We start from the raw sequence: 23271 nt of genomic DNA, 5'->3' as shown, positions 1-23271 counted from the left end.
ATCTGAGGTAGGGCACACCCTCGCCCTCTTGCGAGGAGGTACCCCGATGAAACGACTAGGCCTGCTCTGCGCCGCGGCGGTCCTCACGCTCACCGGCGCGCTGCCGCCCGTCGCTGCGGCGGCGCAGCCGACCCCGCAGCCCAGCGCGCCGCCGTCCGGGTCACACGGCGACATGTTCAGCGACGTGCTGCACGGCGAGGGGCTCGTGCAGACGAAGCACGGCCCGGTGCGCGTCGCCATCCAGAACGGCGACGCGACGAAGGTGACGGACACCGCGCTGACCGTCCGCTCGTCCGACGGCTTCACGCGCACCTGGCAGCTGCCGAAGGACCTGAAGGTGTACGCCAAGCGGCAGACCATCCAGCCCAGCGGCATCATGCCCGGCACCGAACTGACGGTCGCGGGCACCGCACCGGCTGAGAAGTCGGCCACGTGGACCGCGAAGCGGGTGGTCGTGCGGACGCCTTCCCAGCCGTCCGAGCCCAGCAGCTAGTCGCGCAGTTCGGCGACGCAGCACTTCACGCTGCCGCCGCCCTTCTTGAGTTCGCTCAGCTCGACCGGGACCGGCACGTAGCCGGCCTCGCGCAGCCGCGCCGCCAGCCCGGTCGCCTCGCTGTTGAGGACGACGTTGCGCCCGTCGGAGACGAGGTTGAGGCCGAACGCGAGCGCGTCGGACTCCGTCGCGATCACGGCATCGGGGAAGAGCTGGGCGAGCACCCGCCGCGAGGACTCGGAGAACGCCTCCGGGTAGTACACGACGTTCGCGTCGTCCAGCGGGGCCAGCGCCACGTCGAGGTGGTAGAAGCGCGGGTCGACGAGCCGGAGCGAGACCACCGGCCGGCCCAGCGTCTCCTGCGCCTCGGCGTGCGCGGCGACCTCGGTGCGGAAGCCGTGCCCGGCCAGCACCAGGCCCCCGAGCGCCGCGGGGAGGTACGTGAAGTCGCCCTCGCCCTCGTTGGTCTCCGACGCCAGGTGGTAACGCCAGCCGAGCGTGTCGTAGAACCGCCGGTGCGCGGCCGCCTCGGCGGCGCGCTGCGGGTATTTGAACTTCGCGCCGTAGACGACCCCGTCGACCGAGAAGGCGCCGTTGGCCGCGTAGACCATGTCCGGCAGGCCGATCTCCGGCGGTAGCACGTGGACCTCGTGGCCCAGGCGGACCAGCGTCTCGCGCAGGCCCTCCCACTGCTTCACGGCCAGCTCGGTGTCCACCGGGGCGGTGGTGTCCATCCAGGGATTGATCGCATATTCCACCACGAAGTGCTCGGGTGGCGACATCAGGTACGACCGCGTCACGAGATCAAACGGTAGATTTCCTGTGTTTCATAAAACAGCGAGAAAAGTTGCTTTCGAGAGGGGATTCGTTGCGCCTGGACCCGATTGACCAGCGAATCATTGCGCTCCTGCAGGAGGACGCCCGTTCATCGTATGCGGACATCGGCGAGCGGGTGGCGCTGTCCGCCCCGGCCGTGAAACGGCGCGTCGACCGGCTCCGATCCAGCGGTGTGATCCGCGGCTATACGGCCCTGATCGACCCGGGCGCGGTGGGCTGGACCACGGAGGCGTTCGTCGAGCTCTTCTGCACCGGGCGCACCTCGCCGGCCCAGCTGAAGGCGGCGGCCAAGCGGCATCCGGCGGTCGTGGGGGCGTACACCATCTCCGGCGAGGCCGACGCGCTCGTCCATCTGCGGGCGATGGACATGGCCGGGCTCGAGGAGGCCCTCGAGCGGCTGCGCGCCGAGCCGTTCGTGACCTCGACCCGCAGCATGATCGTGCTGTCGCGGCTGGTGGAGACGCTGGCCCCGCGAATCGCGCCGGACCCGGGAACCGCCGGGGGCCCGCCGCCGTCCTAGAGCCATGAAACGCGCCGCCGCCACGCTGAGCGCCCTGTGCCTGGTGCTTTCCGGGTGTACCGCGACCTCGTCGGACCTGTCCGAAGTGGCCCGGAGCGGCCCCGGCCCCGCCCCCGCCCTGCGCCTGGTCGCCTTCGACGACTGCGAGGAGCTGGCCAAGGGCCTGCGCAAGGCCACCATGGACGCGGTCGGCCCGTGGGGCTTCAACACCCTGCCCGGAGGCATGCGCACCACCCTGAACAGCGGTGCCGTGCCCGAGGCGCAGGCGAAGGCCGCGGGCGGCGATCAGAGCTTCTCCGGTACCAACACCCATGAGGCGGGCGTCGACGAGCCCGACGTGGTGAAGACCGACGGCAGGCGGATCGTGACCCTCGCGCGCAACCGCCTCGTCGTGGTCGACGCCGCCTCACGGAAGGTCACCGGCACGCTGGCGCTCGACGGCGCGAGCGACAGCGCCAAGCCCGCCGCCGGCGCCGACCGGTTGCTGCTGGCCGGCGACCGGGCGCTGGTGCTCGGCTTCGACTACTCCGATCCGCAGGGGGGCGGGCCGCTGCTCACCCTCGTCGACCTGGCCGGCGCGCCGAGGATCGTGAGCACCTACCGCATCGACGGCGCCCTGCTCGACGCGCGCCAGGTCGGCAGCGTCGCCCGGGTCGTGATCCGCTCGGCGCCGCGGCTGGCGTTCCTGGACCACTCGAAGTTCCAGGACGACGAGGCCCGGCTGGCCGCCAACCGCTCGGCCGTCGCCGCCGCGCCCGTCGAGGACTGGCTGCCGCGGTGGACCTCGACGGACGCCGCGGGGAAGAAGACGGACGGGCACGTCGGGTGCGGGGCGGTACAACTGCCGGAAACGTATTCGGGAACGTCGCTGCTCACCGTGGCCACCTTCGACCTCGGCGCGGCCGGCCTCGGCTCCGGCGAGCCCGTCTCGGTCGCGGCCGACGGCGGCATCGTCTACGCCAACGGCCCGAGTCTCTACGTCGCCAACGACCAGCGCTGGCGCGTGAACGGGCCGCTGGTCAAGCGGGCCGGCCCGGCGCCCGACCCGAAGACGCAGCTGTTCAAGTTCACGGTCGCGGGGGCGGCCCGGCCGAAGTACGCGGCGGCGGGCGAGGTGCCGGGGTGGCTGCTCAACCAGTACTCGATGTCGGAGTGGGACGGCCGGCTGCGGGTGGCGACGACCGCGAACGACGCCTCGGCCGTCTACGTGCTCGAGCAGCGCGCCGGCGCGCTCGCCGAGACCGGCAAGGTCGGCGGGCTCGGCCGGGGCGAGAAGATCTACTCGGTGCGGTTCATCGGCACGACGGCCTACGTGGTCACGTTCCGCCAGACCGACCCGCTCCACACCCTGGACCTGAGCGACCCGTCCGCGCCCCGCACGCTGGGCGAACTCAAGATCACCGGGTACTCCGCGTACCTGCACCCGGCCGGCGACGGGCGCCTGCTCGGCGTCGGGCAGGAGGCCGACGAGAAGGGCCGCGTGCAGGGCCTGCAGGTGTCGCTGTTCGACGTGCACGACCTGACCGACCCGGCGCGGCTGTCTCAGTTCCAGGTGCCGGGGTCCGGCTCGGAGGCCGAGTTCGACCCGCACGCGTTCCTGTTCTGGCCCGCGACGGGCGCCGTGGTCCTGCCGGTGCGCGGCGAGCAGCCCAGCGCGCTGATCCTGTCGGTGCACGACAACCAGGTCACGAAGGCGGGGTCGATCACGCACCCGGCGGCGCGCTACACCCAGATGCGGCGCTCGCTCGTGATCGGCGGGACGCTGTGGACGCTGTCCGACCAGGGCCTGCAGGCGAACGATCTCGTGACGCTCGCCCAGCAGGCCTGGCTGCCGCTGGTCTAGAGGCTCCTAGAGGTACATGCCCGTTCGCTCGCTGTCGCCGGTGATCGCCGGCTTCGGCTTGTCGCCCTCGCCGAAGAAGCGCTTCCCGCCGAACTCGCCGTGCAGGCGGTCGTCGAGCTCGTCCGCGAGCCCGGTCATCACCTGCACGGCGAGCATGAGGTGCGTGGCCTGGAAGTCGCGGCCGAACACGGGGACGCTGGCCCAGACCGTGTCGTTGGTGCAGTACAGCCGGCCGATCGGCATCCGGTTGGTGAGCTCCGAAAGCTTGACGTAGAGCCGCTCGGTCGGCTCGATCTCGGTCAGGATCGGCGAGAAGACGTCGACCAGGGGCGGGTTGTCGCGCACCCGCACGAACACCATCGCCGAGCCGGAGCGGATGCCGATGTCCCCGTCGGGATCGATCGGCAGCTCCTCGGGCGTGGTCTTCATGAGCTTCGCGACGACCGTGGTCACCTTGTCGTAGAGCGGCAGGTCCTCGGTCTGCTCGCTGAGCTCCGCGAGGCTGCCCGCGCCGGGCCGGACCACCTCCGCGGCGTCCACCAGCGACGCCAGCGACCGCGCCACCCCGAGCGCCGGCACCGGGGCGATCTGCCCTTCGGCGTCGTGCGCCAGGTAGGTCAGGAACGCCGGGTGCGGCGCGCCGTAGATGTCGCGCAGCGTGCGCATGATCAACCGGCTCAGCTGAGGCGCCTCGGCCTTGCCGACCCGCAGCCCGAACGACTCGCCGGAGCCGGCCACGACCCCCGGCGGCGACCAGCCGAGCGCCACGATCTCCGCGATGACGGTGCGGTCCAGCCGGTACGCGGCGGGCAGGTCGGCATTGCTCACCGCCGTGGCCGCGAGCTGGTCGCCCTCCTCGCCGGTGACCTGGACCGAGTAGATCGCGTCCCCGGTCCCGGAGGCCGTGGGGTCGAGCGTCAGGTCGAGCGTGGTCCCGGGCGCGAGGTCACGCAGCCCGTCCACGAGGTGCCGCGCAAAGTCCCGCCAGGCCTCGGCCACCTTCTCCTTGAGGTTGCCGCCCGCGGGATCCTCGTCGTCGAACAGCGCACTCTCGAATGCCGCGCCGCCGTCGCCGGGCTCACCAGCCATGATCGCCTCCCTATCCCCGCGCCCTCACCCTATCCAGAGTCGATCGCTCACTCGGCAGGGGTGGCCAGGCGGGTGAACTCAGCGGCCGCGGCCTGCACATCCGCCTCGTGGATCACCGCCGGCCCCAGCGGCGACCGGGCCGGGACGATCGGGCCGGGCTCGGGCCGGGACGATCGGGCCAGGCTCGGGCCGGGACGATCGGGCCAGGCTCGGGCCGGGACGATCGGGCCAGGCGCGGCCCCGGACCGGCCGATCGATCACTCCCCGCCGATGGCCAGCCGGCTCAGCTCGGCGCTCGCGGCGTGCACGTCCGCCCCGCGCCCCACCGCCAGCCCCAGCAGGAACGCGGTGAGCGGCGCCCCCGGCCGGGCCACGTTGTGCGCCACGTCCCGCGCGAGGTCGAGCACCGCCTTGCGCGTCTCACCGTCGGGCGCGTCGACGCCGAGCGCTGCCGCCGCGGTGTCCAGCCACTCCCCGAGCACGTTCTCGCTCACAGCCCCACCCTTCGGAGATCTTCCTCGGTATCGCAGTCGACGTACGGCGCCTTCTCCCCGTCCCACCGCACCTCGACGACGTTCAGCTCCTTGACGAGCCGCCGGAGCGACCCGCCGCCGGTGTCGCCGAACGCGTGGATCGCCCGCTGCAGCGTGGCCCGGTTCCAGACCCCGCAGAGCAGCTGCCGCCGCCCGTCCTCGTCCACGAACAGGGCCCCGTCGGCGTCTCCAAGGGCATCCATCAGGACGCGGAGCGCCTGAGCGGACATGTACGGCAAATCGGAGGCCAGCAGCGCAACGACGCCGGCTTGCCCGACCCCGGCCACGCCGGCCGCGGCCGCCGCGACCGGCCCTCCCCCGGCGGGCTCCTCCCGGACGACCCGTACCCCGGCCGGCATCCCGCCCCGCTCGGGCCCGACCACGACGACGGGCGCGGCCCCGGCCTCCACCGCGGCGCGCACGACCCTTGCCAACATGGGCACCCCGCCGACGGCGATCATCGGCTTGTCCCGTCCGTGGAGCCGCGAGGCCCTGCCGCCGGCGAGAATCACCGCCGCGAGCGTTCCCAGTTGGCCGTCGAGCACAACGAGAACTTACCGTCGGACGAGAACGGGAAACGCCGACGAACGCCGCCGTCAGGAGGGCCGCACCATGGGCCGCGTCACGCAACGCCGCACCATCGTCCGGATGCACCTGACCGCCGACGAAACCGAACCTTCGCCCCCACGGCCACCGGCGAGCACAACGCCCCTACCCGCTCCCGACGCCGCACGACTCACCGCCACCATCACGCGGCCGACCGACGCACAGGTCGAGGCAGGGGTCGCGGCAGAGGTCGCGGCAGAGGTCGCGACAGGGGTCGCGGCAGGGGTCGAGGCGCGGGTCGGGCCGGACACGCTCGCCGCCGAGGAGCCGCTCGAGATCCGAGTCGGCGGGCAGGCCCTCGCCGTCACCATGCGCACGCCCGGTGACGACCTCGACCTCGCGATCGGTTTCCTGCTGACCGAGGGCGTCATCGGGCGAGCCGCGGACGTGGTCACCGCGAAGTTGTGCGCCGGCGACGAGGAGCCGAACTCGTACAACGTCGTGGACATCCGGCTGAGCGCCGACGTCCCCGCGCCGGTCGCTCAGCAGACCGCCCGCAACTTCTACACCACCTCCTCGTGCGGCGTGTGCGGCAAGGCCAGCATCGACGCCGTGCGCACCCGCTCGACGTTCGACGTGAGCCGCGACCCCCTCACCGTCGCGCCCGCCGTCCTGGCCGGGCTCCCCGCGACGCTCCGGCGTCGCCAGCGCGCGTTCGACACGACCGGCGGCCTGCACGCGGCCGGGCTGTTCACGGCGGGCGGCGAGCTCGTCTGCCTCCGCGAGGACATCGGGCGGCACAACGCGGTCGACAAGGTCGTCGGGTGGGCCGTCCGCCAGGAACGACTCCCCCTCGCCGAGCACATCCTCATGGTCAGCGGGCGGGCCGGCTTCGAGCTGTGCCAGAAGGCCTGGATGGCCGGTGTTCCACTGCTCGCCGCCGTGTCCGCGCCGAGCACCCTCGCCGTCGACATCGCGGCCGAGGCGGGGCTCACGCTCGTCGGCTTCCTGCGCGGGTCGACGTTCAACGTGTACGCCTCCCCTCATCGAGTCCAGGGCGCTCCGGCCCTCCCTCGCCACCGTTGACGGGCGGGTCCTCCTCGTCGAGTCCGGCGGCCCCCGGGCTGTCCTCGGGCCCGAAGCCCGGGACGGCCGGGACGGCCGGGCCGGGGCACAGCTTCGACCGAGGCTTGGAGGCGGACCGCGCGAAGGAGAAGGCCCGCACGGCCACCCGGCGCGTGGTCCGGCGCCGGGAGCGCCCGAGCGGCGGCACCTGCCTCGGCGACAGCCCGCGGGCGAGGATCTCGGCCATGAGGGCGGCCGCGGAGTACCCGGGATCGGCGTCCAGCGCCCGATCCAGCGCCAGCGAGGCGTGCAGGCCGTTGCCGGTGCGCCAGGCCAGGTACGACAGCAGGGTCGCCGACGGCGCGACCGCGGACGGTTCGCAGCGGCGCACCAGGTCGGTCCACAGCTCGCGGTGCGCCTCGGCCAGGCCGTTCGCGCGGCGCACATCGCGGTCGAGGCGCTCCCAGGCCCGGTCGCGGAAGTCGACCACGAGCAGGAGCACCTGCAGCCACGCGATCTCGTCGTCGGTGAGCCGACCCCCGCTCGCGTAGCGGGCCAGGGCCGCGTCGAGGGCGGCCCGGCCCTCGGCCACGGCGGCGGTGCGCACGCCGTTCGGGTCGCGGCCGGCGACGAGGCGCAGCACACGCAGATTGGCCCGGTCCCCGGCCTCCTCGATCGCCTCGAGGGCCGGCCCGCTCGGCCCGGCGAACGTGGCGGCGACGGCGGCCCGATCGGGCAGCGCGACCAGCCCGGCGAGGGTGGCCTCGGCCGCCGCGATCGACGTCGCCGGGTCGAACGCGCGGCCCTCGGGCGGGCAGCAGCCGGGGACCTCGCACAGCAGCGACCAGTACCGGCCCTCGTGCGTGCGCAGGAGGTCCAGCACCGCGATGCCCCGCTCCGTCATCGCCGCGCCCACCGCGCGCAGGAACGGCTCCGTCCGCTCGGGCGGGCCGTAGCCGATGAGCATGGCGCCGTCCATCGCGTTGCGCCGGAAGAGGCGTCCGTAGTGCTCGGCCAGCACCGCGGCGGCGTCGTGGTCGTCGGGCAGGTCGCCGCGCAGTTGCAGGTGCAGGCCGCAGCCGCGCAGGCCGAGCGCGACGAGGCTGTCGGTGGGGTGGAACCCCATGAGGTAGGGCATGGCCGAGAGGAGCTCGGCGGGCCCGCGCAGACGCAGTCGGGAAGCCATGCCGACGAGCCTGGACCGCCCCGGGCCCGCCCGGAAGTCCGAACCGTGGCCTGTGGACAACCGTCCACAGGGGCCCGCACCGGCGCGCGACATGTGCTAAGGCGCGCCCGGAAGCGGACCCCGACTATCGACTAATACCGAAAGCGACGGTCATACAGGTCGATGCCGTCGTCGAACGACGCGCTCGAAGGCCGCAGATCGATCGCCAGCGTCACCCGGGACAGCGCGTCGTAGCCGGCCGCGTGCAGGCATCGGATGGCGTCCAGGTTCCGCGCCGAGGGCGAGATGCTCAGCTGGCCCAGCCCGCGCCGCCGGGCCTGGTCGGCCACGTGGGCCAGCAGGGTGCGGCCGATCCCCTCGCCGCGCCGGGAGGCGGAGACCACCAGCGGCTCGACCTGGCCGCCGCGGCCGTCCAGCAGCAACCCGACCATGCCGAGGACCCCGCCGCTCACGTCGGCGGCGACCCACATGCCGGACAGGTCGAGCCGGGTGAGGTACTCCTCGAAGGCCGCCCCGGAGTCGTCGTCCGCCGGGCCTCCGTAGAGCCCGGCATCCGCCGCGGTCATCTCGGCCCACAGGTGCCGGCACTCGCGATGGTCGGTCGGACGGTACGACCGGATCGTGAGCGCGGACAACTGCGTCGCCGGCGACACCTGAGTGCTCATAACTCATAGTTACTCCGCCGGGCCGGATCGCGACACCCACATCGCAGGATTGCTACCGGGACCGATTCGCCGCTTTTTGCTGCATCCCGCGACTGAAGAGCATGCGGTACCCGGGCCCGGATGCGAGGGATAGCATCGAAAACGGCTCGCAGCTACGACGAAGGGACGACCCGGTCGGGGGTCGTCCCTTCGCTGTTCACCGATCCATGTGTCGCACCGCCCCGACAGATGGGGCGGGAGTTCCCGTTACGGCAGGCGGAATTCGCCGTCCACGTCGACCGCGGCGATGAAGGTGTCCCATTCCGCGCGGGTGAAGCGAACCAGGCCCGCGTCGGGGGAGTTGGAGTTGCGGACCTCGACGACGCCGTCGACGAACCGCGCTTCTACGCACTGTCCGTTGTTACCGCTTCGCGTGGGCTTGTGCCACTGCTCGTTCAGCGCAGCCATCTGCGCACTCCTTCGGGTTGGGCCGGACTCAGTTCGCAGAATCCTCGATCAGCTTGATCGACTCCAACGGGCTGAGCGCGGCAGCTCGCAGATTCTCGAACACGTCGGCGTAGCGCTGGACATCATCGGCGGCCGGGTAGATGTCGCCGGTCATGGCCTCGGCGTACACGACGCTTGGTGCATCTTGGAACTTGAGAATCGCGAACGATCCGGCCATGCCGGCATATGCCCCTCCGGAGAAGGGCAGGACCTGGACCGTCACGTTTCTCTCCCGGCCCATGTCGGCCAGGTGCTTGCGCTGCGACCGCATGACGTCCGGTCCACCGATGCTGCGCCGGATGACGCTCTCATCGAGGACCGCGATGAGCTGCAGTGGCTGTTCGGCGCGGCTGAGCAGGTTCTGCCGCTCACGGCGCGCCTTGACGTGGGCTTCGACGGCATCCTCGGACTCGCTGGGAGAGGCCGCGAGCAGCGCCCGCGTGTACTCCTCCGTCTGGAGCATCCCGGGCACCACGAGCGCCTCGTAGTCACGCATCTCGATTGCGTTGGACTCCAACCCGATGTAACGGGAGTAGCTCGCGGGCAGGTCGCCGTAGCGGGCGAACCAGCCTCGCGTCTTGCCCTGACGCGCGAGGACGACCAGTGTGTCGATCTGTTCCTGGTCGGTGACCTCGTAAATCTCCAGCAGACGTTCCAGCGTGCTGCGCCGGATGCCGACCTTGCCGCCTTCCATCCGGCTGATCGTGCTCGGTGAGCAGTCCAGCTGCAGGCCGACGTCCTCCGTGGTGAGCCGGGCCTTCTCGCGCATCTCGCGCAGCTGCTTGCCCAACTGGAAACGGGGGAACGTGGGGCTGTGGGCGCTGGACACCGCTCACCTCCATTACTCAGGACGAGTGTGTCCGTTACCGGGGTGGCGCGCAAGCGCGTGATGGGTAAGCGATTGCCTTGCTCTACTCAAGTTCGAAACGCCGTATTGCCGTGCGTAACTTGCACGTGCATTCTGGACGCGTCAGATCGCACCTCGGCCGGAGGGAGATCGGTGGTGACCAGTGGTGTTTGAAGACGACACGCTCCTGCTAGAAGGCGCACCACGGCTCTTCGGCATTGTGGCCGATCCACTCGACGACGACCACCCGCAAGTCGTCGCCTGGGGGCATGAGCTGCCCGACCAGGCGGTGCTCAGCTGGCGCCTCGGCAACGGCAAGACGGAGGTCGCCGTGTTCCGCTCCGCCGAGGCCGCGCTCGCCACGGCACAGCAGCTCTACAACGCGCGCCTGCTGTGGACCGCGCCCGCGGTCCAGGGGGTCTGAGGAGCATCATGCCCGTCATCTACGACCACGCGGTCACGGACGCGCGGCGCCGGGTCGAGCACCACCAGCCCGTCACCGACCGGCCCGGCGGCGGCTGCACGGCGGGGTGCGCGCACTGGCCGTGCAAGCCCTTCGCGACGGCATGGGCGGTCGTGACGCGCAACTCGAACACGCGCGCCGGACGGTGACGCCCCGAAAGCCGAATCGGCCGACCGGAAATGTCCGATCGACCGACCCTGGTGGATATCGTATGACGACTCTTTGATGCTGCTGTCCCAGCCGGGCCACGCCCGGTCCTGTATCGGTGTCCCGTCCGTCTTCGGGGGCGACGCCTCCATCGAGGGGTTGAGGCGATGGGGCGTTCTGCCGGAAGTACCGCCGCCACCTCCCGATCCCCCGGAACCCTGCGTGGACCGTGGAGTCGTGCGGGGCCGCAGCGGCGGCTGGGGCGCGGTCGGCACGGCGGCGATCGAGTGGCCGCCCGCCGGCCCCGAGGCGTGCGGGCCGGACCCGGGGCCCGAGCCCACCACGACCGGGCCCGGCTGCGGGTCGGCCACGACGGGGGTGCGGGTCGGCGGCGCGCTGTCCAGCGTCGCGCTGCCGGCCACCACGACGATCATCGTCGGCACCGAGGTGAGCAGCACCAGCAGCGCGGAGATCAGCAGCGGCCGCCGGTTGGGCGAGAACAGCCGATGGTTGCGCACGTCCGAGGACAACGGAACTCCAAACTCAGTGGGGTCATTCGGACTAACGCGACGTAACGCGGAGAAGATCTGCCCGACGTGGGGGGATTTTTCGGTATTAGCCCGTCGGTGAGGGCCGACTCCAGGGTGTCGATCGACACGCCTTCTGCGATGCTGGACACACACCGGCAACGGGGCCGTAGCCTCCGCATACCCTGCGAGGCAGAGCCCGGGGTCGGCTCCCGGGCACGAATCCTCGTGCCCACCCGCGACGCGCCGATCCCACCGGGTCGCCGCGTGGCAGACACCCCCGCCGCGTGGCAGGGTCAACCCCCGCTGCCGACGCGAGAGACGACAGGGAGATACGGATGGCGAAGGGCGAAGTCAAGGCCCGGGCGTCAGGGACACGGGCCGCGCCGGAACCCGCGTTCGTGCAGCTGCTCACCCCCGAGGGCGACCGGGTCGAACACCCCGACTACACGGTCGACTTCACCGATGACGAGTACCGCGCGCTCTACCACGACCTGGTCGTGGTCCGGAAGCTCGACACGGAGGCCACCGCGCTGCAGCGCCAGGGCGAGCTCGGCATCTGGGCGAGCCTGCTGGGCCAGGAGGCGGCCCAGGTCGGCTCGGGCCGGGCCCTGCGCGCGCAGGACATGGCGTTCCCGACCTACCGCGAGCACGGCGTGCTCTACACCCGCGGCATCGACCCGATCATGCCGCTGAGCCTGTTCCGCGGGGTCGACCAGGGAGCCTGGGACCCCAACGAGTTCAAGTTCAACATGTACACGATCGTCATCGGCGCGCAGACGCTGCACGCGACCGGCTACGCCATGGGCATCACGAAGGACGGCAAGGTCGGCTCGGACGACGGCGAGGCGGTCATCGCCTACTTCGGCGACGGCGCCACCAGCCAGGGCGACGTGAACGAGGCCTTCATCTGGGCCTCGGTCTTCAACGCGCCGCTGGTGTTCTTCTGCCAGAACAACCAGTACGCGATCTCCGAGCCGCTCGAGCGCCAGACCCGTGTCCCGCTGTACCACCGCGCCAGTGGCTTCGGCTTCCCCGGCCTGCGCGTCGACGGCAACGACGTGCTCGCCTGCTACGCGGTCACCCGCAAGGCGCTGGACGACGCGCGGCACGGCCAGGGCCCGTCGCTCATCGAGGCGTACACGTACCGCATGGGCGCCCACACCACCTCCGACGACCCGACCCGCTACCGCATCGCGAGCGAGGTCGAGGCCTGGCAGGCCAAGGACCCGATCAAGCGGCTCCGCGCGTTCCTGACCAAGCAGGGCATGGCGAAGGACGACTACTTCGACGCCATCGACGAGGAGGCCCGGGTGGCCGCCGTCAACCTGCGCGAGCGCGTGCTCTCGATGCCGGACCCCGACCCGATGACACTGTTCGATCACGTGTACCCGCACGGCTCCCCCGAGCTCGAACAGCAGAAGGAACAGTTCGCCAAGTACCTCGCGTCCTTCGAGGGGAGTGGGCACTGATGGCCGCCGCGGAGAACCTCTCGATCGGCAAGGCGCTCAACACCGGCCTGCGCCGCGCCATGGAGCGCGACGACAAGGTCCTGATCATGGGCGAGGACGTCGGCAAGCTCGGCGGCGTCTTCCGCATCACCGACGGGCTGCAGAAGGACTTCGGCGACGAGCGGGTCATCGACACCCCGCTGGCCGAGTCGGGCATCGTCGGCACCGCGGTCGGCCTCGCGATCCGCGGCTACCGCCCGGTGTGCGAGATCCAGTTCGACGGGTTCGTCTACCCGGCGTACGACCAGATCGTCTCCCAGGTAGCCAAGATCCACTACCGCTCCGGGGGCAAGCTCAGCCTGCCGATCGTCATCCGCATCCCGTTCGGCGGCGGCATCGGCGCGGTCGAGCACCACTCGGAGTCCCCGGAGGCGTACTTCGCCCACACCGCCGGCCTCAAGGTCGTCTCGCCCGCCACGCCCGACGACGCGTACTGGATGATCCAGCAGTCGATCGAGTCCGACGACCCGATCGTCTTCATGGAGCCCAAGCGCCGTTACTGGGAGAAGGGCGAGGTCAACGTCGACTCGGCCAGCCTGCCGCTGCACGCCTCGCGCGTCGCCCGGCCCGGCACCGACGTCACCGTGATCGCCTACGGCCCGATGGTCCGCACCGCGCTGGACGCCGCCACCGCCGCGGCCGAGGACGGGCGCTCCATCGAGGTCATCGACCTGCGCACGCTCTCGCCGCTGGACATGGCGCCGGTGTACGAGTCGGTGCGCCGCACGGGCCGGGCGGTCGTCGTGCACGAGGCGCCCGGGAACCTGGGCCTCGGTTCGGAGGTCGCGGCCCGGGTCACCGAGGAGTGCTTCTACTCCCTCGAGGCCCCGGTCCTGCGCGTCACCGGCTTCGACACTCCGTACCCGGCCGCGCGCCTGGAGGAGGAGTACCTGCCGGACCTCGACCGGGTGCTCGACGCCGTCGACCGCTCGTTCGGGTTCTAGGGGGCCGCGCGCAGATGACCAGGGTCAAGGAGTTCAACCTGCCCGACCTGGGCGAGGGCCTCACCGAGGGCGAGATCCTCAAGTGGCTGGTGGCCGAGGGCGACACGATCACCCTCAACCAGCCGATCGTCGAGGTCGAGACCGCCAAGGCCGCGGTCGAGATCCCGGCGAAGTGGGCCGGCAAGGTGATCCGGATCTTCCACGCTGAGGGCACCATGGTCGAGGTCGGCCACCCGATCATCTCGATCGACACCGACCCGGCCGCGGGCGACCTGCCCGCCGGCGCGCCGACGCCGTCGGCCGCCTCGCTCGCCGCCGTCGAGGTGGCCGGCGACGGCCCGGTGGAGCCCGGCATGATCGGCGGGCCCGCACCCGGCGGCCGCACCGCGGTGCTGGTGGGCTACGGCCCCCGCACGACCGCCGCGAAGCGCCGGCCTCGGGTGTCCGCCTCGGAGCCGGCGCCCGTCGCCGCGACTCCCCCGCCCCCGCCCCCGCCTCCGGCACCGGCGCCGCCCGTGGCTCCGGCTCCGGCGGCTCCGGCCGCCCGCAACGGCGCGGTGCTCGCCAAGCCCCCGGTGCGCAAGCTGGCCCGGGATCTCGGCGTCGACCTGAGCACGATCGCCGGCACGGGCCCGTCGGGCTCGATCACGCGCGACGACGTGCTCGGCGCCCAGGCCGCCCCCGTCGGGGCCGCGGTCGCGGCCCCCGCCCGGGCACCCGGCGAGCGCGAGGAGCGCATCCCGGTCAAGGGCGTGCGCAAGCTGACCGCCGAGAACATGGTGACCAGCGCGTTCACGGCCCCGCACGTGACCGAGTTCCTCACGGTCGACGTGACCCGGTCGATGAAGGCGCTCGAACGGCTCAAGGCGCACCGCGACTGGCGGGACGCGCGCGTCTCGCCGCTGCTCATCGTGGCCAAGGCGTGCCTGCTCGCCCTGCGCCGTCACCCGATGGTCAACTCGACCTGGGCCGGCGACGAGATCGTGGTCAAGCACTACGTCAACCTGGGCATCGCCGCCGCCACCCAGCGCGGGCTCATCGTGCCGAACATCAAGGACGCCCAGGACCTGACCACCCGCGAGCTCGCCGACGCGCTGACCACGCTGGTCGGCACCGCACGCGAGGGCAAGACCCCGCCGGCCGACATGACGGGCGGCACCTTCACGATCACGAGCGTCGGCGTCTTCGGCGTCGACTCCGGCACCCCGATCCTGCCCCCGGGCGAGTCGGCGATCCTCGTGTTCGGTGCCGTACGCGAGCAGCCCTGGGTCCACAAGGGCAAGATCAAGATCCGCCAGGTGACCACCCTCGGCCTGTCGTTCGACCATCGGATCATCGACGGCGAACTGGGCTCGAAGTTCCTCCGCGACGTGGGCGCGTTCCTGGAGGACCCGGAGGGTGCCCTGCTCGCCTGGAGCTGACCCGGCACCCCTCACTCCAACGGTGGCCTCGCGCACTCGCGCGAGGCCACCGTTCTGTTTCGGTTCGACAAGTCGGGCGCTCCGCGCCACGACTTGTCGCCTTTATCGCCCGACAGACCATAAGTCCGACCCGGCGCAAGCCATGTATCAGAGTCGATATGAGCGCGAAAAGCGGCCGCGAGCAGGCCAATTCGCGCGCGGTGGACTGCCTCTCGGGTGTCACATGGCCGACGAACAGGACGTTTGCGCTGGACAAGAACCTACGAATCATCGGCGGGTGGGGCGCATCACCTCTTAATCGCTGGCTCTGGATCATCCTTTCGGCGTGTAATGGATGTGAAGCAAGTACATCCCTTACAACTCCCCGAGGAGCCGTCGTGAGCACCCTGTTCGAGCGCATCAAGGCCCGTCGCAGCCACGCCCGCCGCATGGACGCCATCGAGCGCGCCATCGCCAAGAACCCGTCCAGCGCCCTGCGCGACGAGCTCTACGCCATGATCAACCGCAACTAGGCCGAAGACCTTGCACACCCCCGAACCGCCCCGGTCCGACCTCCCCGGACCGGGGCGGTTGTGCGTCTGTTGTCCGGTGCTGGTTTGCTGAACATCCGAACCGACGAACCTCGGTACCGGCTCTGGGATGTCACACTCCGGTCGACTACGGTCGGGATCTGACCAACAGGAGGCACGCATGACGTCCGACCAGCAGCACCCGTCCGAGCAGCCGGACGAGGCTGCGTCGAGCACGCCCCCGCCCGGCCGCCCCCCGGCCGTGCGCGCGAAGGCGTCGGTCCCCGTCCCGTCCTCGCCCGCCCCGGGTCAGCAGCAGCCCGGCCCCGACCCCGCCGCCGCTGACCCCGCGGCCCGGCCCGGCCCGTTCCCGCCGTACGGCCCGACCGCGCCTCCGGCCGCCGCCATCCCGCCGCAGGTCCCGCCCGCCGCGGCCTACCCGCCGCCCGCCGCGCCGCCGCCGCCCTATCCCCCGGCCGCCGCACCGCCTCCGCCGCCCTACCCGCCGGCCGCCGCCGCGCCGGTGCCGCCGCCCTACCCGCCGGCCGCCGGCTCCGCCCAGCCCTACCTGCCGGCCGCCCCGGTGCCGCCGTCGTCGGCCCCGCCGTACTCCGCGACCGCTTCGGTGCCGCCCACGAGCGCACCCCCCGCGCCCCAGTTCCCGATGCCGGCCCAGGCGCTCCCGAACGCCGATCCCCCGCCCGCCTCCGGCTCCGCCCGAGTCCCGGGCGCCAGCGGATCGGCGAGCGTGCCTGGGGCCAGCGGCTCGGCGAGCGTGCCTGGGGCCGGCGGATCGGCCGGCGTCTCGGGCACCTACGGCTCGGCGAGCGTCCCCACCACCTACGGCCAGCCCACGACGTACGGCCAGAGCCCCGCGCCGGCCGCCGTTCCCGGCCCGCCCGGAAGCTTCCCGGGATTCACGCCGGCGAACCAGAACCCGGCAAGCCCGAACCCGGCGAACCCAAACCCGGTGAACCAAAACCCGGTGAACCAAAACCCGGCGAACCAAAACCCGGCGAACCAAAACCCGGCATACCAGCCGCAGGACGAGCCGAGCCCCGCCCCGGCGGATCCGAACCCGAACCCCTGGGCCCCGACCTCCGGCGTGGGCGCATCAGGATCGGCGAGGGTCCCCACGGGCAGCGCCAAGGTCCCGCCCCCGCCCGCCAACCCCGAGGTCCCCGCCCCGGTCAACCTGGGCCAGATCCCACCGGAGCCGGGCCCGCGCACCTACGGCGCACGAGCCCAGGTCACCCCGGCGTCGGCCCCACCGGCCGGCTACCAGGCCGCCACCCCGGCCAGCGCCCCGCCGTTCGGCGCCCAGCCGTCGAGCGCCCCGCCGTTCCCGGCGCAGCCCTTCGGCGGAGCCGACCCGTCGAGCGCCCCGCCGTTCGGCACCCAGCCGTCGAGCGCCCCACCGTTCCAGGCGCAGCCGTTCAGTGGCGCCCCGGCCGGAGCCGCCCAGGTCAGCGGCGCGGGCACCGGCATCTACCAGGCTTCCCCGGCCCCGACCCCCGGCGGCACGTACCAGACCTCGGCCCCGCCGGCGACCGGCCAGTTCCCGGCGTCGGGCGGCCCCCGGTACGGCGACCTCGTCACCATGCCCGGCGAGCACCAGCCCGACGCCGGGCCCGTCGACGGCGAGCCGATCCCGACGCCCGAACCCCCGGTCAAGAGCCGGCGCGGCCTGCTCGTCGGCCTGCTCATCGTGGCCGCGGTGTTCCTGGTCGCGGTGGCCGCCACGGCCATCATCGTGAAGATCAGCGGCGCCGGCGGCACGAGCTTCGCGGTCAACTCCTGCGTGAAGCAGGACGGCGACTCGGCGACCGGCGTCGACTGCTCGAGCAAGGACGCCTTCAAGATCGTGTCGAAGGTCGACAAGCCCGAGAGCTGCTCCGACGCGAGTCAGCCGTACATCGTGCTCCAGCACAAGGGCGAGAAGGACCAGGTGCTCTGCCTCCGCCCGGCCAGCGAGAAATAAGGGAAATGCCGGAAAAGTACGCCAGAGTCCGCGCGCCCGAGCTCAAGGGCCGCGGCTGGCTCAACGTCGAGCAGCTCAGCCTCCAGGACCTGCGCGGCAAGATCGTGCTGCTCGACTTCTGGACCTTCTGCTGCATCAACTGCCTGCACGTGCTCGACGAGCTGCGCCCGCTCGAGGAGCGCTTCGGCGACGTCCTCGTGACGATCGGCGTGCACAGCCCCAAGTTCGAGCACGAGAAGGACCCGGACGCGCTGGCCGCCGCGGTCGAGCGCTACGGCGTCGACCATCCGGTGCTGGACGATCCCGAGCTGAACATGTGGCAGCAGTACGCCGCGAAGGCGTGGCCCACGCTGACGGTGGTCGACCCCGAGGGCTACGTCGTGGCCAACATGGCCGGCGAGGGCCACGCGCAGGGGCTCACCAAGCTCATCGAGGACCTGATCGGCGTCCATGAGGCCAAGGGGACGCTCCGGCGGGGAGACGCGCCTCATGTCGTACAGAGCAGTGACCTGACGCTGCTGCGGTTCCCCGGCAAGGCGCTCGCGCTGCCCGACGGGCACTTCCTCGTCGCCGACGCCACGCACCAGTCGCTCGCCGAGCTCGACGCCGACAACGAGACGCTCGTGCGGCGCATCGGCACCGGCAAGCGCGGCCGCAAGGACGGCACCGAGCCGGAGTTCTCCGAGCCGGGCGGGCTGTGCCTGCTGCCGCCGCACGTGGCCGAGATCGCCGGCTACGACGTCGTCGTCGCCGACACCGTCAACCACCTGCTGCGCGGGCTCAAGCTCAAGACCGGCGAGGTGAGCACGGTCGCCGGCAGCGGGCGGCAGTGGCGCGGGACGGTGGACTTCGACGCGCACGACTCGCTCGCGGTGGATCTCTCCTCGCCGTGGGACGTAGCCTGGTACGACGACCGGGTGGTCATCGCGATGGCCGGCATCCACCAGCTGTGGTGGTTCGACCCGGTGCGCCGCACGGCCGGCATGTACGCCGGGACGACCGTCGAGGCGCTCAAGGACGGCCCGCTGCACGAGGTGTGGATGGCCCAGCCGTCGGGCCTGTCGGCGTCGCCCGACGGCTCCCGGCTGTGGATCGCCGACAGCGAGTCCTCGGCCGTGCGCTGGATCGAGGACGGCGAGATGCACACCGCGGCCGGCCAGGGGCTGTTCGACTTCGGCCACGTCGACGGGCCCGCGGACGAGGCGCTGCTGCAGCACCCGCTCGGCGTGCTCGCGCTGGCCGACGGCAGCGTGCTCGTCGCCGACACCTACAACGGCGCCGTCCGCCGCATCGCCGGCGGGCGCGTCTCGACGGTGCTCGACGGGCTGTCGGAGCCGAGCGACCTGGTGCTGACCGCGGACGGGGACATCGTCGTGGTCGAGTCGGGCGCGCACCGCCTGGTGCGGCTGGGCGCGGGCACGCTCGCGGCGGCCGGCATCGACGTGGCCGGGGTGCGGCACCGCACCGAGCGCCCGCCGACCATGCTGGCGCCGGGCGAGGTCGAGCTCGACCTGATCTTCGAGCCCGCGCCGGGGCAGAAGCTGGACGAGTCGTTCGGCCCGTCGACCCGGCTCGAGGTCTCCGCCTCGCCGCCGGAGCTGCTCCTGGAGGGCGCGGGCGTGACCACGGACCTGCGCCGCCACCTGGTCCTCTCGGCGGATGTCGCCTCGGGCGTCCTGCAGGTCGTGGCCCAGGCCGCGACCTGCGACGTCGACGCCGAGTTCCCGGCCTGCCACCTCACCCGCCAGGACTGGGGCGTGCCGATCCGGGTGGTGCACGACGGCGCGGCCCGCCTGCCCCTGATCCTGCGCGGGATGGACGCCTAGACCCCGCCGTCCTGGACGAAGGCCGCCACCGGGACGCCCGCCTCGGCGAGCGCGTCGCGCACGGCCCGGGCGATGTCCACCGCGCCCGAGGTGTCGCCGTGCACGCACAGCGACTCGATCGGCATCGGGATCACCGAGCCGTCGACCGCCTCGACCACGCCGTCGACCGCCATGCGCACGGCCCGGGCGGTCACCGCGGCCACGTCGGTGACGAGCGCGCCGGGCTGGGAGCGCGGGACGAGCCGCCCGTCGGGGAGGTACCCGCGGTCGGCGAACCCCTCCGCGACCACCCGCAGCCCGCGTTCGGCCGCGAGCTCGGCGAGCACCGAGCCCGGCTGGCACAGCACCGGCAGCTTCCCGGCGGCCGCGGCCGCGGTCACGACGGCCGCGGCGTGGCCGGCGTCGACCGCCGCGGTGTTGTAGAGCGCGCCGTGCGGCTTGACGTACGCGACCGGCCCGAACGCGCCGAGGGCGCCGATCTGGTAGCGCAGCTCGTCGGCGAGTTCGTCCGGCGGCACGTCGATCCGGCGCCGGCCGAAGCCGGCCAGGTCGCGGTAGCTCACCTGCGCGCCGACCCGCACCCCGAGCGCCCCCGAGCGGTCGCTGACCCGGCGCATGGTCACGGGGTCGCCCGCGTGGAAGCCGCAGGCGACGTTGGCGCTGGTCACGATCGTCAGGAGGGCGTCGTCGTCGCCGAGGCGCCAGATGCCGAAGCCCTCGCCGAGGTCACTGTTGAGGTCCACCACGGAACCGAACGCTATCGCCCGGGCGGGCCTGCGCGAGCAGCGGCAGATCGGCGGCGTGGACGACCGCGACCACCGGGTACCCGCCGGTCGTCGGGTGGTCGGCGAGGAAGACCAGCGGCCGGCCGTCGGCCGGGACCTGCACCGCGCCGAGCACCATCCCCTCGCTGGGCAGCTCCCCGGCGTCCGCGCGGGTCAGGGCCGGACCGTCCAGCCGGGTGCCGACCCGGTTGCTCTCACCGCGGATCCTGTACTCCCCGGCGCCGAGCCGCCCCGCATCCGTGAACAGATCGGCTCGCGGCCCCCACGTGATCCGCAGCACGATCGGCCCGCCGAGTGCGGCTCGGGGCGCCAGGTCCACGGGCGCCGGTGCGCGCCCGGGCACGCCGATCGGGAGCCGGTCCCCGGCGCGCAGCACGGGCGGGCCGAGCAGCGACAGCGTGTCCGTCGAGCGGCTGCCCAGCACCGGGTCGGGGGTGAGGCCGCCGCCGACGGTGAGGTACGCCCGCAGCCCCGAGACAGCCCGGCCGACCTCGATGCGATCGCCCGCCCGCACGGGCACGGGCGCGTTGAGCGGGGCCGGGCGGCCGCCGACCCGCAGCGACGCGGCGGCCCCGGTGAGCGCGACCGTGCCGGCCCGGGTCGCGACCGCCGCGAACGGCCCGAGCGTGATCTCCAGCCCGGCCGCGCCCGGCGGGTTGCCCACGAGCCGGTTGCCGAGCTCGAGCGCCGGCCGGTCCAGCGCGCCCGAGCGCGCCACGCCGAGGTGCGCGAAGCCGGGCCGGCCGAGGTCCTGCACGGTGGTGAGCGGGCCGGCGACCTCGACCCGCAGCTCGGCGCTCATGCGGCCCGGAATCGCACGGTGCGGCCCGGTGTCATGAGCGCGGGCGGGGTGCGGGCCACGTCGAAGAGCTCGGCCCGGGTCCGCCCCACGATCCGCCAGCCGCCCGGGGAGGCGGTCGGGTAGACGCCGGCGAACTCGGCGGCGAGCGCGACCGAGCCGACCGGGACGCGGGTGCGCGGGGTGGCGAGGCGGGGGATGTTCCAGGGCAGGCCGCGCAGGTACGCGAAGCCGGGCGCGAAGCCGCAGAACGCGACCGTAAGGTCTGTGCTCGTGAGCTTGTCGACCACGCCGGCGACGCTCAGCCCGGCGAGCTCGGCGACGAACGGCAGGTCCACCCCGTCGAAGCGGACGTCGACGGTCAGGGGTGGCCCGGGACGTACCGATGCCGGATCGAAGGACCAGTCGGACAGTCGCGCGGCCAGGCCGGCCGGGTCGGCCACCCCGTCGAGCAGGACCGTGCGGGCGCCGGGCACGATGTCCACCACCGCAAGGCGACCGGCGGCCCGCTCGGCGGCCAGCGCCGCGAACCAGTCGAGAGGGGCGTCGACCTCGATGAGGAGCGCGTCGGCACCGACCCGGCGAAACTGCACGCCGCCACGATAGACGTCACACCGCCGCTACTTGCGAGTAACCTACGGTACCGTAACCTTGGAGTCGTGACCGTGAAGACCGAAACCCGCCTGCGACCGGTCGACCTCGGCAAGCCGCGAATGCGCGGCTGGCTGCACGCCTACGCCGCGGGCGCGGCCGTGATCTGCGGCATCGTGCTGTGCTCGCTCGCCGCCACCCGCCCCGGCTGGGCCCCGTTCGTGAGCTGTGTCATCTACAGCCTGACGGTCGTCGCGCTCTTCGGCACCAGCGCGCTGTACCACCGCCGGGTCTGGTCCGAGCGCGGATACAAGATCATGCGCCGGCTCGACCACTCCATGATCTTCATCTTCATCGCCGGCACCTACACGCCGTTCAGTGTGCTGCTGCTCAGCGGCAACACCCGGGTGGCGATCCTGGCCACGGTGTGGACGGGCGCCGTGCTGGGGGTCGCGATGAAGATGGGCACGGCGATGAGCAAGCGGCGGTGGCTCTCGGCGCCGCTGTACGTGGCGCTGGGCTGGGTCGCCGTCGCCGTGCTGCCGGACATGCTGCACGTGGGCGGCGTGACCGTGCTGGTGCTGACCCTGGCGGGCGGGGCCTTCTACACGGTCGGCGCGGTGTTCTACGCCCTGCGCCGGCCCAACCCGTGGCCGACGGTCTTCGGCCACCACGAGTTCTTCCACGCGTGCACGCTGGTGGCCGCGATCTGCCACCACATCGCGATCTACTTCGCCCTCTACGCGCGCTGAAAGGGGCCGGTCCAGGACCGGCCCCTCTTTGGTGCTCCAGCGCTCAGTAGCGCCGGGTGCGCCGCTCGATGACCTCGTCGGCCGAGGGCGGGATCACGGTGCCGGCCGCGGGCGGGGGCGGCGGCGGGGCCGCCGAGACCACCGTGCGGCGGCGCGAGTTCCAGAAGTACAGGGTCAGGACCAGGCCGACGAGCCCGGCGAGCTGGAGAATCCAGCCGATCGTGTCGAGGTTGAACGGGCCCACGTCGGTGTCCTTCAGCCCGAACGTCAGAATCGCGCCGACAACGATCAGTAGGATGCTTCCGCCGATACCCATCGAAGGCCTCCCGAGGCGTCTGTTGGGTAACTGTCTGTGGCAGGGATACCCACGCGGGACGTTCTTCAATCGGGGAGGCTTGTGCCATGACCGTCCGCACGCTCATCCTTCTGCGGCACGCCAAGGCGGCCGACCCGGACGACTACGCCACCGACATCGAGCGACCGCTTGCCCCGCGCGGGCACCGCGACGCCGCCGCGGCCGGGGCGTGGCTGCGGGAGCAGTCCCTCCGGCCGGACGCCGTGCTGTGCTCGACCGCCGTGCGCACCCGCGAGACGCTCGCGGAGCTCGGCATCGACGCGCCGGCCCTGTTCGAGCACCGGATCTACACCGGCCCGGCCCTCGACACGCTGGAGCTGATCCAGCAGGTCGGCGCGACGGTCGAGACCGTGCTGCTGGTGGGGCACAACCCGACGCTGTCCGATTTGTCGCACGAGCTGGCCCCGTACGCCCTCAAGGACCGCGGCCTGGCCACCTCCGGCATCGCGGTGCACCGGTTCGAGGGCGCCTGGTCGAGCTTGACCGAGGCCGCGCTCACCGCCGAGCACACCGGCCGCGGCTGAAAAAAAGCGGGAGGGCACCATTGCCC

27 protein-coding genes are annotated in these 23271 nt (G+C 72.5%); 15 read left to right on the top strand and 12 right to left on the bottom strand.

What is annotated here, in order from left to right:
* The first annotated feature begins 46 nt into the window (after positions 1–46).
* On the top strand, positions 47–493 hold the full coding sequence (locus ACQP1P_RS00600; RefSeq protein ID WP_433082067.1) for a hypothetical protein: 447 nt from the start codon (positions 47–49) through the stop codon (positions 491–493).
* Here ACQP1P_RS00600 and ddaH read toward each other — a convergent pair.
* Positions 490–1275, bottom strand: coding sequence for a dimethylargininase (gene ddaH, locus ACQP1P_RS00595; RefSeq protein ID WP_433089743.1), 786 nt, complete (start codon positions 1273–1275; stop codon positions 490–492). The genes ACQP1P_RS00600 and ddaH overlap by 4 nt on opposite strands.
* A 92-nt stretch (positions 1276–1367) precedes the next feature.
* Here ddaH and ACQP1P_RS00590 point away from each other — a divergent pair, with 92 nt between their 5' ends.
* Positions 1368–1850 (top strand): Lrp/AsnC family transcriptional regulator, encoded by a 483-nt coding sequence (locus ACQP1P_RS00590; RefSeq protein ID WP_433089741.1) that lies wholly within the window; start codon positions 1368–1370, stop codon positions 1848–1850.
* A 4-nt stretch (positions 1851–1854) separates the two neighbouring features.
* Positions 1855–3693 (top strand): beta-propeller domain-containing protein, encoded by a 1839-nt coding sequence (locus ACQP1P_RS00585; RefSeq protein WP_433082065.1) that lies wholly within the window; start codon positions 1855–1857, stop codon positions 3691–3693.
* 6 nt (positions 3694–3699) lie between these two features.
* Here ACQP1P_RS00585 and ACQP1P_RS00580 read toward each other — a convergent pair whose 3' ends face one another.
* The 3 genes from ACQP1P_RS00580 to mobA all read right to left on the bottom strand — a co-directional run bounded on the left by ACQP1P_RS00580 (position 3700) and on the right by mobA (position 5860).
* Positions 3700–4782 (bottom strand): T3SS (YopN, CesT) and YbjN peptide-binding chaperone 1, encoded by a 1083-nt coding sequence (locus ACQP1P_RS00580; protein ID WP_433082063.1) that lies wholly within the window; start codon positions 4780–4782, stop codon positions 3700–3702.
* A gap of 257 nt (positions 4783–5039) precedes the next feature.
* Complete coding sequence (locus ACQP1P_RS00575) at positions 5040–5276, bottom strand: DUF6457 domain-containing protein (RefSeq protein ID WP_433082061.1); 237 nt, start codon at positions 5274–5276, stop codon at positions 5040–5042.
* The gene (gene mobA, locus ACQP1P_RS00570; RefSeq protein ID WP_433082059.1) at positions 5273–5860 is read right to left on the bottom strand and encodes a molybdenum cofactor guanylyltransferase; all 588 of its coding nucleotides are present in this window, start codon (positions 5858–5860) and stop codon (positions 5273–5275) included. The genes ACQP1P_RS00575 and mobA overlap by 4 nt, the downstream gene beginning before the upstream one ends.
* Positions 5861–5963: 103 nt before the next feature.
* Here mobA and fdhD point away from each other — a divergent pair, with 103 nt between their 5' ends.
* Positions 5964–6947: a formate dehydrogenase accessory sulfurtransferase FdhD gene (gene fdhD / locus ACQP1P_RS00565; protein WP_433082058.1), complete on the top strand. Its 984-nt coding sequence runs from the start codon at positions 5964–5966 to the stop codon at positions 6945–6947.
* On the opposite strand, the gene ACQP1P_RS00560 is transcribed toward fdhD, so the two are convergent.
* From ACQP1P_RS00560 to ACQP1P_RS00545, 4 genes are all read right to left on the bottom strand, one after another.
* Positions 6886–8112 (bottom strand): DUF4192 domain-containing protein, encoded by a 1227-nt coding sequence (locus tag ACQP1P_RS00560; RefSeq protein WP_433082056.1) that lies wholly within the window; start codon positions 8110–8112, stop codon positions 6886–6888. The genes fdhD and ACQP1P_RS00560 overlap by 62 nt on opposite strands.
* 131 nt (positions 8113–8243) lie before the next feature.
* Positions 8244–8777, bottom strand: a complete 534-nt coding sequence (locus ACQP1P_RS00555) for an N-acetyltransferase family protein (RefSeq protein WP_433082054.1) — start codon at positions 8775–8777, stop codon at positions 8244–8246.
* Positions 8778–9023: 246 nt separating this feature from the next.
* Positions 9024–9224 (bottom strand): DUF397 domain-containing protein, encoded by a 201-nt coding sequence (locus tag ACQP1P_RS00550; protein WP_433082052.1) that lies wholly within the window; start codon positions 9222–9224, stop codon positions 9024–9026.
* A 28-nt stretch (positions 9225–9252) separates the two neighbouring features.
* Positions 9253–10092 carry a helix-turn-helix domain-containing protein gene (locus ACQP1P_RS00545; protein ID WP_433082050.1) on the bottom strand — a complete coding sequence of 280 codons (840 nt, stop codon included), beginning with the start codon at positions 10090–10092 and terminating at the stop codon, positions 9253–9255.
* A gap of 184 nt (positions 10093–10276) precedes the next feature.
* Between ACQP1P_RS00545 and ACQP1P_RS00540 the strand changes: the two genes are divergently transcribed.
* The 9 genes from ACQP1P_RS00540 (at position 10277) to ACQP1P_RS00500 (ending at position 19439) form a co-directional block, all read left to right on the top strand.
* Positions 10277–10534, top strand: a complete 258-nt coding sequence (locus tag ACQP1P_RS00540; protein ID WP_350610292.1) for a hypothetical protein — start codon at positions 10277–10279, stop codon at positions 10532–10534.
* 8 nt (positions 10535–10542) lie between these two features.
* On the top strand, positions 10543–10722 hold the full coding sequence (locus ACQP1P_RS00535) for a hypothetical protein (RefSeq protein WP_433082048.1): 180 nt from the start codon (positions 10543–10545) through the stop codon (positions 10720–10722).
* A gap of 235 nt (positions 10723–10957) precedes the next feature.
* Positions 10958–11350 carry a hypothetical protein gene (locus tag ACQP1P_RS00530; RefSeq protein WP_433082046.1) on the top strand — a complete coding sequence of 131 codons (393 nt, stop codon included), beginning with the start codon at positions 10958–10960 and terminating at the stop codon, positions 11348–11350.
* 235 nt (positions 11351–11585) lie between these two features.
* Complete coding sequence (gene pdhA / locus ACQP1P_RS00525; RefSeq protein WP_433082044.1) at positions 11586–12719, top strand: pyruvate dehydrogenase (acetyl-transferring) E1 component subunit alpha; 1134 nt, start codon at positions 11586–11588, stop codon at positions 12717–12719.
* A complete protein-coding gene (locus ACQP1P_RS00520; protein ID WP_433082042.1) occupies positions 12719–13702 on the top strand; it encodes an alpha-ketoacid dehydrogenase subunit beta in 984 nt (327 codons plus the stop codon). The genes pdhA and ACQP1P_RS00520 overlap by 1 nt, the downstream gene beginning before the upstream one ends.
* Before the next feature lie 14 nt (positions 13703–13716).
* On the top strand, positions 13717–15123 hold the full coding sequence (locus ACQP1P_RS00515) for a dihydrolipoamide acetyltransferase family protein (protein ID WP_433082040.1): 1407 nt from the start codon (positions 13717–13719) through the stop codon (positions 15121–15123).
* A 377-nt stretch (positions 15124–15500) separates the two neighbouring features.
* Positions 15501–15635 (top strand): hypothetical protein, encoded by a 135-nt coding sequence (locus tag ACQP1P_RS00510; RefSeq protein ID WP_433082038.1) that lies wholly within the window; start codon positions 15501–15503, stop codon positions 15633–15635.
* 178 nt (positions 15636–15813) lie between these two features.
* Positions 15814–17613: an LppU/SCO3897 family protein gene (locus ACQP1P_RS00505; protein WP_433082036.1), complete on the top strand. Its 1800-nt coding sequence runs from the start codon at positions 15814–15816 to the stop codon at positions 17611–17613.
* A gap of 5 nt (positions 17614–17618) precedes the next feature.
* Positions 17619–19439 (top strand): NHL domain-containing thioredoxin family protein, encoded by a 1821-nt coding sequence (locus ACQP1P_RS00500; protein ID WP_433082034.1) that lies wholly within the window; start codon positions 17619–17621, stop codon positions 19437–19439.
* On the opposite strand, the gene ACQP1P_RS00495 is transcribed toward ACQP1P_RS00500, so the two are convergent.
* From ACQP1P_RS00495 to ACQP1P_RS00485, 3 genes are read right to left on the bottom strand one after another with little or no spacing between them, the layout of a single operon-like run.
* Positions 19436–20182 carry a LamB/YcsF family protein gene (locus tag ACQP1P_RS00495; protein WP_433089739.1) on the bottom strand — a complete coding sequence of 249 codons (747 nt, stop codon included), beginning with the start codon at positions 20180–20182 and terminating at the stop codon, positions 19436–19438. The genes ACQP1P_RS00500 and ACQP1P_RS00495 overlap by 4 nt on opposite strands.
* Positions 20166–21026, bottom strand: a complete 861-nt coding sequence (locus tag ACQP1P_RS00490) for a biotin-dependent carboxyltransferase family protein (RefSeq protein ID WP_433082032.1) — start codon at positions 21024–21026, stop codon at positions 20166–20168. The genes ACQP1P_RS00495 and ACQP1P_RS00490 overlap by 17 nt, the downstream gene beginning before the upstream one ends.
* A complete protein-coding gene (locus ACQP1P_RS00485) occupies positions 21023–21616 on the bottom strand; it encodes a 5-oxoprolinase subunit B family protein (RefSeq protein WP_433082030.1) in 594 nt (197 codons plus the stop codon). Before ACQP1P_RS00485 ends, ACQP1P_RS00490 begins: the two co-directional genes overlap by 4 nt.
* Positions 21617–21736: 120 nt before the next feature.
* Between ACQP1P_RS00485 and trhA the strand changes: the two genes are divergently transcribed.
* Complete coding sequence (gene trhA / locus ACQP1P_RS00480) at positions 21737–22366, top strand: PAQR family membrane homeostasis protein TrhA (RefSeq protein ID WP_433089737.1); 630 nt, start codon at positions 21737–21739, stop codon at positions 22364–22366.
* Between the two features lie 43 nt (positions 22367–22409).
* Here trhA and ACQP1P_RS00475 read toward each other — a convergent pair whose 3' ends face one another.
* A complete protein-coding gene (locus tag ACQP1P_RS00475) occupies positions 22410–22682 on the bottom strand; it encodes a DUF6458 family protein (protein ID WP_433082028.1) in 273 nt (90 codons plus the stop codon).
* An 86-nt stretch (positions 22683–22768) separates the two neighbouring features.
* On the opposite strand from ACQP1P_RS00475, the gene ACQP1P_RS00470 reads away from it, so the two are divergent.
* Entirely contained in the window at positions 22769–23245 is a 477-nt protein-coding gene (locus tag ACQP1P_RS00470; protein WP_433082027.1) for a SixA phosphatase family protein, read from the top strand.
* Positions 23246–23271 lie beyond the last annotated feature (26 nt).

The organism is Dactylosporangium sp. CA-052675, from assembly GCF_050947935.1.
In the GTDB taxonomy this organism is placed as follows: domain Bacteria; phylum Actinomycetota; class Actinomycetes; order Mycobacteriales; family Micromonosporaceae; genus Dactylosporangium.
This window is presented reverse-complemented; position numbering and strand designations above follow the sequence as displayed.